This window comes from Niallia sp. FSL W8-0177 (assembly GCF_038006285.1).
GTDB lineage: Bacteria > Bacillota > Bacilli > Bacillales > Cytobacillaceae > Niallia > Niallia circulans_A.
This window is the reverse complement of sequence record NZ_JBBOUX010000001.1, coordinates 3,801,319-3,814,330: the sequence shown is the minus strand read 5'-3', so window position 1 is coordinate 3,814,330 and position 13,012 is coordinate 3,801,319. Positions and strand designations below refer to the sequence as shown.

Annotated in this window: 11 protein-coding genes; 7 read left to right on the top strand and 4 right to left on the bottom strand. The window is 36.7% G+C overall.

Annotation, left to right across the window (positions count from 1 at the left end):
* The first annotated feature begins 64 nt into the window (after window positions 1-64).
* A complete protein-coding gene (locus NST77_RS18560) occupies window positions 65-2,065 on the top strand; it encodes a penicillin-binding transpeptidase domain-containing protein (protein WP_171510158.1) in 2,001 nt (666 codons plus the stop codon).
* 398 nt (window positions 2,066-2,463) lie between these two features.
* Window positions 2,464-3,879, top strand: a complete 1,416-nt coding sequence (locus tag NST77_RS18555; protein WP_095329610.1) for a SpoVR family protein — start codon at window positions 2,464-2,466, stop codon at window positions 3,877-3,879.
* A 52-nt stretch (window positions 3,880-3,931) separates the two neighbouring features.
* On the opposite strand, the gene NST77_RS18550 is transcribed toward NST77_RS18555, so the two are convergent.
* A complete protein-coding gene (locus tag NST77_RS18550; RefSeq protein WP_171510157.1) occupies window positions 3,932-5,074 on the bottom strand; it encodes an anti-sigma factor in 1,143 nt (380 codons plus the stop codon).
* Complete coding sequence (locus NST77_RS18545; RefSeq protein WP_095329611.1) at window positions 5,067-5,564, bottom strand: RNA polymerase sigma factor; 498 nt, start codon at window positions 5,562-5,564, stop codon at window positions 5,067-5,069. Before NST77_RS18545 ends, NST77_RS18550 begins: the two co-directional genes overlap by 8 nt.
* A 112-nt stretch (window positions 5,565-5,676) precedes the next feature.
* On the opposite strand from NST77_RS18545, the gene NST77_RS18540 reads away from it, so the two are divergent.
* Complete coding sequence (locus NST77_RS18540) at window positions 5,677-6,726, top strand: homoserine dehydrogenase (protein ID WP_275068616.1); 1,050 nt, start codon at window positions 5,677-5,679, stop codon at window positions 6,724-6,726.
* 37 nt (window positions 6,727-6,763) lie between these two features.
* Here the strand turns inward: NST77_RS18540 and NST77_RS18535 are convergent, their stop codons facing one another.
* Entirely contained in the window at window positions 6,764-6,952 is a 189-nt protein-coding gene (locus NST77_RS18535) for an aspartyl-phosphate phosphatase Spo0E family protein (protein ID WP_095329613.1), read from the bottom strand.
* A gap of 471 nt (window positions 6,953-7,423) precedes the next feature.
* Here NST77_RS18535 and NST77_RS18530 point away from each other — a divergent pair, with 471 nt between their 5' ends.
* Window positions 7,424-8,137: a YwaF family protein gene (locus tag NST77_RS18530; RefSeq protein WP_095329614.1), complete on the top strand. Its 714-nt coding sequence runs from the start codon at window positions 7,424-7,426 to the stop codon at window positions 8,135-8,137.
* 47 nt (window positions 8,138-8,184) lie between these two features.
* Here the strand turns inward: NST77_RS18530 and NST77_RS18525 are convergent, their stop codons facing one another.
* Window positions 8,185-9,156: an exonuclease domain-containing protein gene (locus NST77_RS18525; protein WP_123260307.1), complete on the bottom strand. Its 972-nt coding sequence runs from the start codon at window positions 9,154-9,156 to the stop codon at window positions 8,185-8,187.
* A gap of 235 nt (window positions 9,157-9,391) precedes the next feature.
* On the opposite strand from NST77_RS18525, the gene NST77_RS18520 reads away from it, so the two are divergent.
* The 3 genes from NST77_RS18520 (at window position 9,392) to NST77_RS18510 (ending at window position 12,853) form a co-directional block, all read left to right on the top strand.
* Window positions 9,392-9,835, top strand: a complete 444-nt coding sequence (locus NST77_RS18520) for a C40 family peptidase (RefSeq protein WP_095329616.1) — start codon at window positions 9,392-9,394, stop codon at window positions 9,833-9,835.
* Window positions 9,836-10,392: 557 nt separating this feature from the next.
* Window positions 10,393-11,259: a DMT family transporter gene (locus NST77_RS18515; RefSeq protein WP_341123395.1), complete on the top strand. Its 867-nt coding sequence runs from the start codon at window positions 10,393-10,395 to the stop codon at window positions 11,257-11,259.
* A 319-nt stretch (window positions 11,260-11,578) separates the two neighbouring features.
* The gene (locus NST77_RS18510; protein WP_047945042.1) at window positions 11,579-12,853 is read left to right on the top strand and encodes an IS110 family transposase; all 1,275 of its coding nucleotides are present in this window, start codon (window positions 11,579-11,581) and stop codon (window positions 12,851-12,853) included.
* The last annotated feature ends 159 nt before the right edge of the window (window positions 12,854-13,012 follow it).

Here is a 13,012-nt window from a genome sequence, read left to right as displayed (position 1 = left end):
TTCTTTTTCCGTTTTTATAAAAAAATGGTACGCTAGTAATAGTAGATTAGAAGGGGAGATAGGAATGAAAAAGAGATGGATGCTTTTACTGATATTTGTATTGATAGCAGTGGTAACAGGATGCAATAAAAATGATCCTACCCCAGATGAACGGCTATCACAATATATAAAACTGTGGAATGATGAAAAATTCAAAGAAATGTATGCTTTCTTATCAACAGAAGCAAAGAAAAATGTTTCGGAAGAAGAATTTGTTTCTAGATACGAAAAAATCTATAAAGATTTAGGTATTAAAGATTTAGAGGTAACATATAAGAAGCCTTCAGAAGACGAAAAATTTGATAAAGTAGAGAAAGCAGAAATTCCATTTTCGGTTAAAATGAACAGCATGGCCGGAGAAATCAGCTTTGATAATAAGGCCAAGCTTGTAAAAGAAGAGCGAGACAAGGATGAGAATTGGTATATTAATTGGGATACTACTTATATTTTTTCTGAGTTAGGTCCTGATGATAAAATTTCAGTCAACACAATACCTGCAGAACGCGGCAGTATTGTTGATAAAAATGAAAATCCGATGGCAATGAATGGAGTTATTTATGAAATTGGACTGGTTCCAGAACAAATGGGAGATAATCCAGATGCAGTCGTAAGTAATCTAGCAAAGCTTTTGGATATTAAAAAAGAAACCATAGAGAAAGCGATCAAGGCTGATTGGGTACAACCGAGCTTTTTTGTACCAATTAAAAAAGTTGCCACAGGAGACCGTGCTTATTTAGATAAACTCTTTAAACTACCTGGTGTGCAGAAGCAGGATACTAAAGGAAGAATTTATCCATTTGGCGAAAGTGCTGCCCATTTAATTGGTTACATTGGCAGCATCACTGCAGAAGAGCTAGAGGAGAATAAAGGGAAGGGCTATTCAAGCAGTGATGTAATTGGAAAAAGAGGCTTAGAGCAAGTGCTGGAAGAACGATTGAAGGGCACGAATGGCGAAGAAATTTCTATTAAAAAAGCCGACGGTAGTACAGTTAGTTTAGCCAAAAAAGATGTAAAGAATGGCGAAAATATAAAGTTAACAATCGATGCAGACTTGCAAAAGAAAATATATGAAAAAATGGATGGCGAAGCAGGTGCAGCTACAGCTATTAATCCGCAAACAGGGGAAACACTAGCGCTAGTCAGCAGTCCCGCATTTGATCCAAACAAGATGATTGTTGGCCTGACAACATCTGACAAAGAAGCATATGAAAATAATAAGCTAGATCCTTTTACCAATCGCTTTAAAAACAAATATGCTCCTGGTTCTGTTATGAAGCCGCTTGTAGCAGCTGCTGCATTAACAGAGGGCGTTATCACTCCTGAACAGGAAAGAAAGATTACCACTAAGAAGTGGCAGAAGGATAAATCTTGGGGCGGTTATTATGTCACAAGAGTGCATACAAGCTCAGAGCCTGTAAATCTCGCAGATGCTTTGATATATAGTGATAACATTTACTTTGCGCAAACAGCACTTGACTTAGGCAAAGATAAATTTGCAGCAGAACTAAAAAAATTCGGGTTTGAAGAACCGTTTAATTATGCTTACCCAATTGAAACATCTACCTATGGTAAATTAGATACGGAGCCGCTTTTAGCAGACTCAGGATATGGCCAAGGGCATGTGGAAATGAGCGTGATTCATCTTGCGACAGCATACACACCATTTGTGAACGGTGGAAATTTAATAACACCTGTATTATTAGATAGTGAAGAGAAGAGTAAGGTTTGGAAAGAAAAAATCATGGATGAATCAGTAGCCACTACCATTTCTGCCGACTTACAACAGGTTATTGAAAGTCCTCACGGTACAGCACGTGCCGGAAAAATAAGCGGCAAGACATTCGCAGGAAAAACAGGTACAGCTGAATTAAAAGAAAAGCAAGGCGAAAAAGGAACAGAAAACGGCTGGTATGTTACCTATGATAAAGGCAATAAGAATCTCTTGATTGCAATGATGATGGAAAGCGTACAAGATAAAGGCAGCTCCGGATACGTTGTGAAAAAGGTGAAAGAGATAATAGAATAAGGAGAAAAGGAGTGTTCCGTGGGAATGCTCCTTTTTTTGGAATAAAAGTAGAAAGAGGGACGGTCAAGGGCAAAAGGCGGGATGAAAGCGGGAAAGTAAGAGGAACGACAGCATATAAGCGTACGTAGGCAGAAGGAAAACTAAAAAACAGTCAGGATAACTGAAAAAGGTGTTCATACCCGTGATGAAAGCCAAAACCAAATTAGTCCAACAAAAACTAGCTTTTATCACCAAGATAAACCACAAAAAACCAGCACTATACTTACTCTAAAACCAATTCCCCAACACCCACACAAGCATTAAATAAGAAGATCCATCCAACTCAATTTTATTCAATTTACTCATGATTCTCTTTTTCTTTTCATACATTAGTTTAAACGGTGAAAGGAGAGAGCGGAATGAATGAGGTAGAACAAAAGGAACTGGAATATGCCATTGAAGAAATCACTGAGATTGCTACTGGATTTGGACTAGACTTTTATCCAATGAGATATGAAATTTGTCCTGCGGATATCATTTATACATTCGGTGCTTACGGAATGCCAACTCGATTTTCCCATTGGAGCTTTGGAAAGCAGTTTCATAAAATGAAATTACATTATGATTTAGGCTTATCCAAAATATATGAATTAGTCATTAACTCAAATCCTTGTTATGCTTTTTTGCTTGATAGTAACTCTTTAATAAATAATAAGCTTATCGTTGCCCATGTTTTGGCACATTGTGATTTCTTTAAAAATAATGTTCGCTTTCAAAATACCAAACGAGAAATGGTTGAAAGTATGGCTGCAACAGCTGATCGGATTCGTCAATATGAAATTAAATACGGGAAGCAGGAAGTGGAAACGTTTTTAGATGCGGTATTGGCCATTGATGAACATATTGATCCAAGCTTAATGAGACCTAAATTAGCCTGGTCTATGGACGATGTAGAGTTTGTAGAGGAAGAGGAGACAGCAAGTACGCCTTATGATGAATTATGGGGATTAGACGACCGAAATAAACCAAAGAAGCCGAAGAAAAAGGTAGCCAAGAAATTCCCGCCCCAGCCAGAGAAGGATTTATTACTTTTTATTGAAAACTTTAGTAGAGAGCTTACCGACTGGCAAAGGGATATTTTAACGATGATGCGCGAAGAAATGCTTTATTTCTGGCCGCAATTAGAAACAAAGATTATGAATGAGGGCTGGGCATCCTATTGGCATCAGCGGATTGTTCGAGAATTAGATTTAACAAGTGCGGAAGCCATTGAATTTGCGAAGCTGAATGCTGGTGTAGTACAGCCATCTAAAACGGGTATTAATCCCTATTATCTAGGATTAAAGATATTTGAAGATATCGAGGAACGCTATAATAATCCAACAGAAGAAATGAAGCAAAGAGGTGTCAAACCGGGATCAGGACGGGAAAAAATGTTTGAAGTTCGGGAAATAGAATCAGATATTTCGTTTCTGAGAAACTATTTAACCAAAGATCTTGTCATGAGAGAAGATATGTATTTGTTCCAAAAGCAAGGAAGAGATTATAAAATTGTCGATAAGGCATGGGAACAAGTCCGAGATCAATTAGTCAGCATGCGCGTTAATGGGGGCTTTCCATATATTACAGTCAATGATGGTGATTATAATAAAAATGGCGAGTTGTACTTAAAGCATGGCTTCGAGGGAATTGAATTAGACTTGAAATATTTAGAAAAGGTTCTTCCGTATATTCATCAATTATGGGGAAGAGGCGTGCATATGGAGACGGTAGTAGAAGATAAACCGCTTCTTTATAGCTATGATGGAAAAGCGCTGCACCGGAAGTATTTATAGAAAAAATAGACCCACAGTGCTTTATAGCGCCCTGTGGGTACTTATGCTTCTTTTATTCATCCCAATTCCAAAACCCTATTTCATCAATATGAATTGCCCTTATCCAGCTTTCTTTTTTTAATTTGAGAATTTCCTCTGTAGGACCAGTAATAACAACCCCATAATGATTAATACCATGTTTTTTCATATAAGCAATTCGTTTATTTAATTCTAAATGACCAAAATAAAAATTTTCCGCCTTTTTTTCATAGGGTTCCAAAAATGCAAGTGTTTTTAGAAATTGTTTATGGAGAATCTCCGCATCTCCTTCTGTATACTCTGGCGAAGAAGAAGAGCTCGATTCAATGGAAAACCAAAAGTTTCCTTCCTTTTCGGTTGAATCTGTAATCATATCATCATCATGCCAAATGGGGGTATTAGGAAACCCGATTGGGTCTATACCAAATTCGTCTCTATTCTCTACCCCTGTATCAACAGCAAACCAGATAATTTCTACATTTCTATCTTTTAAATAATCAAACACTTTATTTGTTGATAATAATTCAGAGAAGGACAGATAAACAGACGCAACAGTGCCATTCTTTACTTTTTCTAGTCGCTTCCATTCCGATGGTGATGATTCTTTTGGTAAAAAGGAAAAGGAGGCTTGTTGTTGGGAGATGACTCCCTGTGTTTTCTTTTCAGGCACTCCCATGAGAGAAAAGAAGAAATTTGTTTTATATTCCCCCGTTTTATAGATTTCATCCCCGACTCTTTTTTCAATATCTGTTGTTGTTTCCAGTCCAAAGTATGGCTTTGTAGCTGTACTTGTTCCACTGTACTGCCCATAGGGATCTGTTACAGTAAGGGTTAAATCAATAATGTTTCGGTATACATCTGTTCTATCGGGAGTGCCCCAAGCGTAATAAACGGCAGTGAAAATGGAAGAAAGAATGGTGAAAAGAATGATTAGTCCTAATGCAGTGAGCGCTGTTTGTAATCGGGCTATCCACTTTCCTCTTCTTACAATTCTCCTTTGTTTTTTTGAATCAATCAGCAGTGGTGCGGCTTGATGAGGATTGCCTATTTCTGCTTCCTCAAAAACTTGAAAATATTGCTCCACTTTTTCTAAATCTCTCTCTATTTCTTCTGCTTCCTCTTTAGAAAGTTCTCCATTTTTATATGCTTCTAACCTTTTTTTGTACTCTTCACTCACGAATTTGTTTCCCCCTCTGTCTTATTGTTTGTCTCCCTCGGAAGAGTAAAACTTTAAAGTAGGTTGGACTAATGTTCATTACCATGGCACCTTCCTCTGTTGTAAGCTCTTGGAAGTCTGCTAGTAATACGGCCATCCTTTGTTTTTCTGGTAATACTTTTAGAATGGTTTTCACTCTTTGAATCTCTTCTTTTAATAAGACTGTCTCCTCTATTCTTTGCGCGTTCTCCATCTTTTCTTGAAAGAAATCATTCTCTTTGACTACTAGTCGCTTATTTTTTCGAAACTGATCGATAAAAACGTGATACGCCACCGTGAAAAGCCAGGCCTTCACATTTTTTCCTTGGAAAGTTTCCAGATAGAGATGTGCTCTGAAAAATGTCTCTTGAACTAAGTCTTCTGCAGAATGATGATTATGGCAGAGTGAAAGGAGAAAATAATAAATATCATTAAAATAAGTTTGATAAATAGTATCAATTGAATCCTTCATCTTCGCCCCCTATTGCTTATAACACGTTTAATGAGAAGAAAAGTTACAGTGAAAAATTTTTTATTCCAAAATAAAGGAAATACAAACGAAAAAAAAGAAGTCTATAGCAAGAATAGCAAAGAAAGGAATATCTGAAACAATGAAACAAAAAAAAATAATCATTACGGGATATGGCACAGTCGGGAAGGAATTTATCGAATTATTATATCGGAAAAAAGAAGTGTATATAAAACAGTATCAGACAGAATTGATAGTAACTGGCGTGGTTGGATCTGTAGGGATGATCTATGAACCACAAGGCCTGGATCTAACTATTTTAAATCAGCTCCCCACAGGATCGATCGGAATTTCGCAATATGCTAGTATGAAAGATTTAGTGCTTGAATCTCCAGTAATCCAAGGAGATATTCTCGTAGAGTGTACCCCTACGAATTTAGAAACAGGCGAACCAGCACTTTCTTACATAAAAAAAGCGCTCGAGGCAAAAATGGATATCGTATCTATCAGTAAAGGGGCACTTGTTCATTCCTTGCCAGAATTACTGGCAATTGCCAAAGGAAAAGGGTGTCATATTAAGTATAGTGGTGCTACGGCAGCAGCGTTGCCTACATTAGATATCGGTGAATTTAGTTTGGCAGGCAGTACCATTCAATCGATAAAAGGGATTTTGAACGGGACATCCAATTTCATCCTGACAAGTATGTCAGAGGGAAACCTGACTTTTGAAAAAGCATTACAGTTAGCACAGGAAAATGGAATTGCGGAAAAAAATCCTGATTTAGATATTAAGGGGTTGGATAGTGCATGCAAAATATTGCTATTAGCAAATGGATTACTTCATACGAATCTAACTTTAGAAGATGTGGATATCGATGGCATCGACAAGATTACGAAAGCAGATATACAGCGTGCCAAAATAAATAGCTGTGAGTGGAAGTTAATTGCAACAGCGAAAAAGCAACGAGATAAGTTTATCTTACAAGTAAAACCCGAAATGATTCCTCCTGAAAATCCGCTAATCCATGTAAAGGGAACAAATAAAGGAATCTTGTTTGAAACGGAAGAAATGGGAGCAATTTGCTGTGTTGGCGGTGCGTCACATCCAAGGGGCGCAGCGGCAGCGGCGATGAAAGATATGATTAATCTTATTCGGCAGGAATAATTGTAGAAGAGGATTCAGGAGAATTTTGTATACTTGTCTATTTTTGAGCCATTTTTTTCTGATACATGACAATATATGTATCCAGCAGTTCACTTATTTGAATGGTATTGGGATCATTTAATCCTTTTTCAATCCCATATTTAAGTAATTGTATTTTTAAAGAATCGATTGTGTCCATAAGTTCACAAACATTTTCTATATTCATTCGAGAAAGTACCATTAACATTTAAAACTCCTATATTTTATAGATTGCTTTATTATTTTACCAAATTAAATTGGAAAAAATAAGTACTTTTTCTATTAAATTTACAAAAATGTAGGAGAATGACTTGTTGGATAATTTTCCTTTTTTGCTAGAAGGATAGTGATATCCACCATGTCACCTAAAAGGAGTCTGGAGGATACGATGATTTTTTAATAAAGAAAAATCATCGTATCCTTCAGATTATTTTTCCGAAGCAAGGTTAAATAAATATTCAAGGTAGGATTCTAATTCGAATTTATCTTTGTCAATAAAATCAGTCATTGCAGTATTTGTTTGTAGTTTCATCATAATCCTCTCCTTTAAAAATGATTTTTTCTTTTCAGTAGTATTTGTCTATAATATTCCCAAACTATTAAACTTTTATACATAGTTTTTAAAAATAATTTGGAAAAAGTTTTTTTTCGGAAAATATCAGAAAGGAGAATGGTGGTAATGAAGGGATGGTACGGGCATCTTTATGATGATTTTCCCTTTGAATTATTTTCTGTTTCCCATCTAATCATGATAGGTATTCTTATAATAGGGGGAATTTTCCTTGTTATTTTTCGGAATTGCATCCAAATGATCAGGGGTATTTTTCAGTCTGTTTTCTTTGTATTATTACTTGGTTTTGAGGTGATGTATCATTATTGGATGTATAAGGATGGTTTATGGGATGCTTCTTTTATGCTGCCGTTCCATCTGTGTTCCATTAGCTTAGTGCTTTGTTTGCTGCTTTTGATTACAAAATGGGAGTTTGTTTTTCAAGTTGTCTATTTTTTCGGCATGATTGGCGCCTTAATGGCTATTGTCACACCTGAGTTATTTATAGGTTATCCCCATTTCCGCTATTTTCACTTTTTTGTTACGCATATTCTTATTATATGGACTTGTCTTTATTTTGTGCTTGTCCACCAATATAAACCGACTAAAAAAGGGATGGTTTTGTCCTTTGTTTTTCTCAATAGCAGCGCAGTGCTTGCATGGATTGTTAATGTTTATACAGGCGGTAATTATATGTTTTTAGCATATAAACCGGAAAATGGTTCTTTACTCGATTATTTAGGTCCATATCCATATTACATACTGGTTCTTGAGGCAGTCGCCTTTTTTTTATTTTTTGTTTTGCTTATGCCTTTCCGATGGAAGAAAGGGAAAAAAGGATAATAAAAAGACTGCTTCTTAGTGGGGAAGAAACAGTCTTTTCTATTCAATTAATGATTGACTCGTTCTCTTTTTAATAGTGCTAAAAATTCCTGTTCGTTAATAATTTCTATGGGCTTTCCTTTTGCCTGTAAATCATACGCTTTTTTCTCTTTAGAACTAATGCCTTCAGATCCAACAAGCTTTTGGTCTTGGTCACCGACCACCAAATAATCTGTTTTACTGCTGACACCACTTTTAATAATACCTCCAACATTAACTACTTGCTGCATCGCATCTTTCCGTTCTAGTGTACGCAGATCACCAGTAAATACAAGATTTTTTTCATATAGCGGGTGATCCACATCAAAGGAATCCGTTGTTGGTGTTATGTCTGATATGGAAACGGAAGAAAACTTCTTGAATGGTTTTTTGTTGGAAAAATTAGTTGCTCTTCCAAAAGTTCTTTGTGGTTTTAATTCTGAAAATTGTTTTATAGGAAGAGTTGGATAGGACGCACAGTAATGGCTTAACGAATTCTTCTTTCTCGATTGAATACAAGCGATTACTAGCTCTGCACATGCTCGCGCATCGGAACCTGCATGGTGATGTTCTTGCATAGAAATGCCAAAATAAGAGGTCCGGTCCTTCAATGATTGCCCAATTTTTGCTCCTCTTGTTGCCCGATTGCTAATAGGAATACTGCAAATATAGGAAAAATCAGGTTTAGCCAATTGATATTTTTCTAGACAGGAATACAGAACACTCATATCAAACTGGGCATTATGAGCGATAATAGTATGGGAAGAAATATCTTCTTTTATTAGTTCCCACACTTCTGGAAAACTCTTCGCATTCTCAATATCCTTTTCTGTTATTCCATGAACCGCTATAAACTTTGGATCAAATGATAGACTTGGCGGCTTTATTAAAAAATATTGTTCTTTTATTATCGCGTTATTTTCTACATAAGCTAATCCGATGGAACAGGCACTTGCCATATCAGCATTCGCAATTTCAAAATCGATAGCAATAAAATCCACTGTTTATACGCTCCTTCTTTTTTCTATTAGTATATCATGTTCGTTCCTTTCTTTAGAGAAATTAGCTAATAAGAAGATATTGGAACCGTAGGAAAGTTATTCTTGAATAATAGTGTAATAGATTTGTAATCGAATTTCTATCTAGCTGTAACCTAATTATCTGAATAATATGAGAAGATAGATTTTGTTGATAGAAGGAAGCCTTGGGAACAATATTTTAAAATGAGGTCACTACATGAAAAAAGTTCTTGTTATGTCACTCCTGTCATTTGGTTTGTTATTTTCCGGCATATTTAATGCCCATGAAGCAAGCGCTGCTTCAAAGAAATCAGTTGTTACTGTTGCAAAAAAATACATTGGAACACCATATAAATATGGAGGAACATCTCCAAAAGGATTTGACTGCTCCGGCTTTGTCGGTTATAGCTACAAAAAGGTCGGCAAATCACTGCCGCGAACAACCGCGAGCATGTATAAAAAAGGAAAAAAAGTAAAGAAATCAAACTTGAAAAAAGGAGATTTAATCTTCTTTAAAACATATAAAAAAGGTGCCTCCCATGTCGGCATATACATAGGAAGTAATCAGTTTATCCATAGTTCCTCCTCCAAAGGAGTAAAAGTGGACAAGCTATCTAACTCTTATTGGAAAACAAAATACTATGGTGCAAAAAGAATTTAACCCTTTCTCAGAAAGGGTTTTTTTGTTTTCTGAATGGAGGCTAGGATAAAATATATAATAGATAAAGACAAACAATCTCTAATTAAGAAGTAAAATCAACTCGTTCTATTACGCTACTGACACTCTATGCGCCGGGGAACAACCTAAGCCTCCTGTAGGGTCTAAAGATTGCTTTGCTTCCCATAGGATTTGAGTGTCCTCCGCTCCATTACACTCCGTTTTTAGTGTTTATTTAGTTCTATTTTTTTTAGTAAACTAAAATTACTAGGGAAAATGGAGTTGACTGAATACACGGAGACTCCTATGGGAGCTGCGAGAAAGTCCGAGACCCTGCAGGAGCGTATACGCCGAAGCGGCTCGGCGCTCGCCCTATGGAAAGTGAAGTGTATTCAGTCTGCGGATGATGACCACACCCCTTCTTTTTCTAATGAATAAGGATTTTTTTCAAGAATTTACGAAATAAACTGAAAAAATCATCCCAACATATTCCAAAAAGACCAATTTTTCTATATCATTAAGAGTAAAATGAGCAACTGGGAAGAATTTGGGGGAGTATTATGAGTGCAGCAATGAAATTTGCATTATCGATGGCTATATTTGGTTCGATTGGCTATTTCTCTGCCAAAACAAATTTGCCATCAATCGAACTTGTATTTATTCGGTGCATTTGTGCATGTGTCGTATTAAGTTTGGTGTATTTATTTTCAAATAAGAAAAAAGAAACGGTGGAGAAAAAGGAGATTGGCTTTAGTGTCCTGTGTGGTGTGTTTCTCGTTGTCAATTGGGTCTTTTTCTTTCGTTCCTTTGAGCATATGTCCGTAACGGTTGCCGTTTCGATCTATCATTTGGCACCGGTTCTAGTTGTGTTACTGGGAAGTTTTCTTTATCGGGAAAAGATCACTTTAAAAGTAATGTTGACGGTTATTACATGCTTTATTGGAACATTATTAGTTGGGGGAATGCAAGATTATCTGTCTTTAGAAAGTCTTATGTCAGCTGGATTGCCGTGGGCATTTGGAGCAGCCTTGTTTTATGCATTAACCACTTTGATGGGCAAGAAAATTTCAAAATTAAATCCTATTTTAACAACCATTATCCAAACAGGTGTAGGGGTTCTCATGCTATTGCCATTTGTCCAATGGGATTATTTTAGCCAGTTAACGGGAGAGAATTGGTTTTATATTTTATTAACAGGGATCGTCCATACGGGGTATGTGTATTATTTGTTTTTTAGCAGTTTGCCAAAGCTGTCTTCAGGGACAATTGCAATCCTGGTATTTATCGATCCAGCAGTTGCAATCTTTATGGATATAGTTTTAACAGCATATCGTCCTGATTTTCTGCAGATTATTGGTATCTTACTTATCTTTTGGGGACAAGCTCATGCTGCTTTGAAGCGGAAGGTGAGTGAATCAGGGAATTAGCCTATAAAAGAGGAATGGAAAAGATTCCATTCCTCTCAGACTGTAGACAAACTCCTGTATTTTGGAAATAGAGGTTTGAGTAAAGTATATTTATTAATCTCTTTGAATTTAGACGTTACTTTCCGCTCCGGGGGTTCGCTTTCCGTGGGGCTCGCGCTGAGCCGCTTCGGCTTACAGCCTGCAGGGTCTCAGACTGTCTCGCTAATCCCACAGGAGCATTCCTGTGGGATTAGTTTCTGTGGTATTGCACAAAAAAAGATCCTCCTTTATGATGCTAATATTGAGACCAATCAACACAGCGTCAGAAGGAGAATCTATTATGAATAATACCCGTAATCACCGTTTAAATCAAGTGTCTACTTCCACTTTAATCATTGGAATTGACATTGCTAAAAATACACACTATGCATGTGCGGTGGACGATCGAGGGGTTGAGTTAAGTACCTCTTTTTCTATCCACCAGTCTCATCATGGTTTTCATCAATTTTATCTCAAGCTTCAAAATCTAAAGGCAATTCATCAAAAGGATGATTTATTGATTGGATTCGAGCCTACTGGGCACTATTGGATGAATTTAGCTGCTTTTCTTACCCAAAATGATATTCGTTTTGTCATGGTCAATCCTCTACATGTGAATCGTTCCAAGGAGTTGGATGATAACTTACAAACGAAGAATGATAAGAAGGATGCGAGAGTCATTGCTAAACTAATAACCAATGGATACTTTAGTGATCCTCGTCAAATAGAAGGAATAGAAGCAGAGCTTAGAGAAGGTTCCTCTATTCGGTGGAATCTGAAAAAGGACATTTCGAAAGTGAAGAATCGTATCATTCGCTGGACGGATCGTTACTTTCCTGAATTTAAAGTAGCATTTAAAGATTTAGGGCTGAATGCATGTGCCATATTAAAACATACCCCTTTACCAGTAGACTTAATGGAAAAAGAAATCGAGGAGTTAGTCCTTTTATACTTGGAAAAGGAAAAACTAAAGTATCCAGCAAGACCTAAAATAGCACAACTAAAGAGAGTGGCGGTACAATCTATTGGATTAACAGAAGGCTCCAATATGGCTCGTATAGAAATTTACTCTTTAATTACTCAATACGAACTTCTGACAAAGCAATTAGAACAGGTAAATGAAAGTTTAAAGACACTAGCAGAGCAACAAGCGGAATATCATTATTTATTATCAATCCCTGGCATTGGGGAAACTACCGTTATAGATTTACTAGCAGAAGTGGGTTCTCTCAAGCATTATAAACATCCACGCCAACTTATTAAATTAGCGGGATTAACCTTACGAGAGAACTCTTCTGGAAAGATGATTGGACAAAAGCGAATCTCCAAAAGAGGGAGAAGAAAGCTGCGAGCCCTTCTCTATCGTGCTGTCTTGCCTTTGATTAGAAATAATGAAACCTTTTATGATTTATATCAGTATTATATCTCTAGAAAAGAAAACCCTTTGAAGAAGAAAGAAGCATTAGTCGTTCTATGTAATAAAATGTTAAAGATTTTTCATGGACTTTGTCAGCAAGAAGTACTGTTTGATAAGGAGCGAATGAGACAAGATCTCTCTATCCTCCAACCCAAATAAAAATCTATAAGACGGTTATATTCAAAAAGATGACAGGAAAGCTGGCTTTTAGAGAGACTTACGACTTAGAGTCCATACAGGAGCATGATGCCAGCCTCTGCCTTATGATGAGACCAAACGAAGGAATGTAAGCGCGCGACGCTAAGAGACATGGGAGGG

Bases quoted from the DNA above. Each gene is read 5' to 3' on its own strand.
- NST77_RS18560 (WP_171510158.1), top strand. From the start codon at position 65: ATGAAAAAGAGATGGATGCTTTTACTGATATTTGTATTGATAGCAGTG.
- NST77_RS18555 (WP_095329610.1), top strand. From the start codon at position 2,464: ATGAATGAGGTAGAACAAAAGGAACTGGAATATGCCATTGAAGAAATC.
- NST77_RS18520 (WP_095329616.1), top strand. From the start codon at position 9,392: ATGAAAAAAGTTCTTGTTATGTCACTCCTGTCATTTGGTTTGTTATTT.
- NST77_RS18545 (WP_095329611.1), bottom strand. From the start codon at position 5,564: ATGAAGGATTCAATTGATACTATTTATCAAACTTATTTTAATGATATT.
- NST77_RS18510 (WP_047945042.1), top strand. From the start codon at position 11,579: ATGAATAATACCCGTAATCACCGTTTAAATCAAGTGTCTACTTCCACT.
- NST77_RS18530 (WP_095329614.1), top strand. From the start codon at position 7,424: ATGAAGGGATGGTACGGGCATCTTTATGATGATTTTCCCTTTGAATTA.
- NST77_RS18535 (WP_095329613.1), bottom strand. From the start codon at position 6,952: ATGTTAATGGTACTTTCTCGAATGAATATAGAAAATGTTTGTGAACTT.
- NST77_RS18515 (WP_341123395.1), top strand. From the start codon at position 10,393: ATGAGTGCAGCAATGAAATTTGCATTATCGATGGCTATATTTGGTTCG.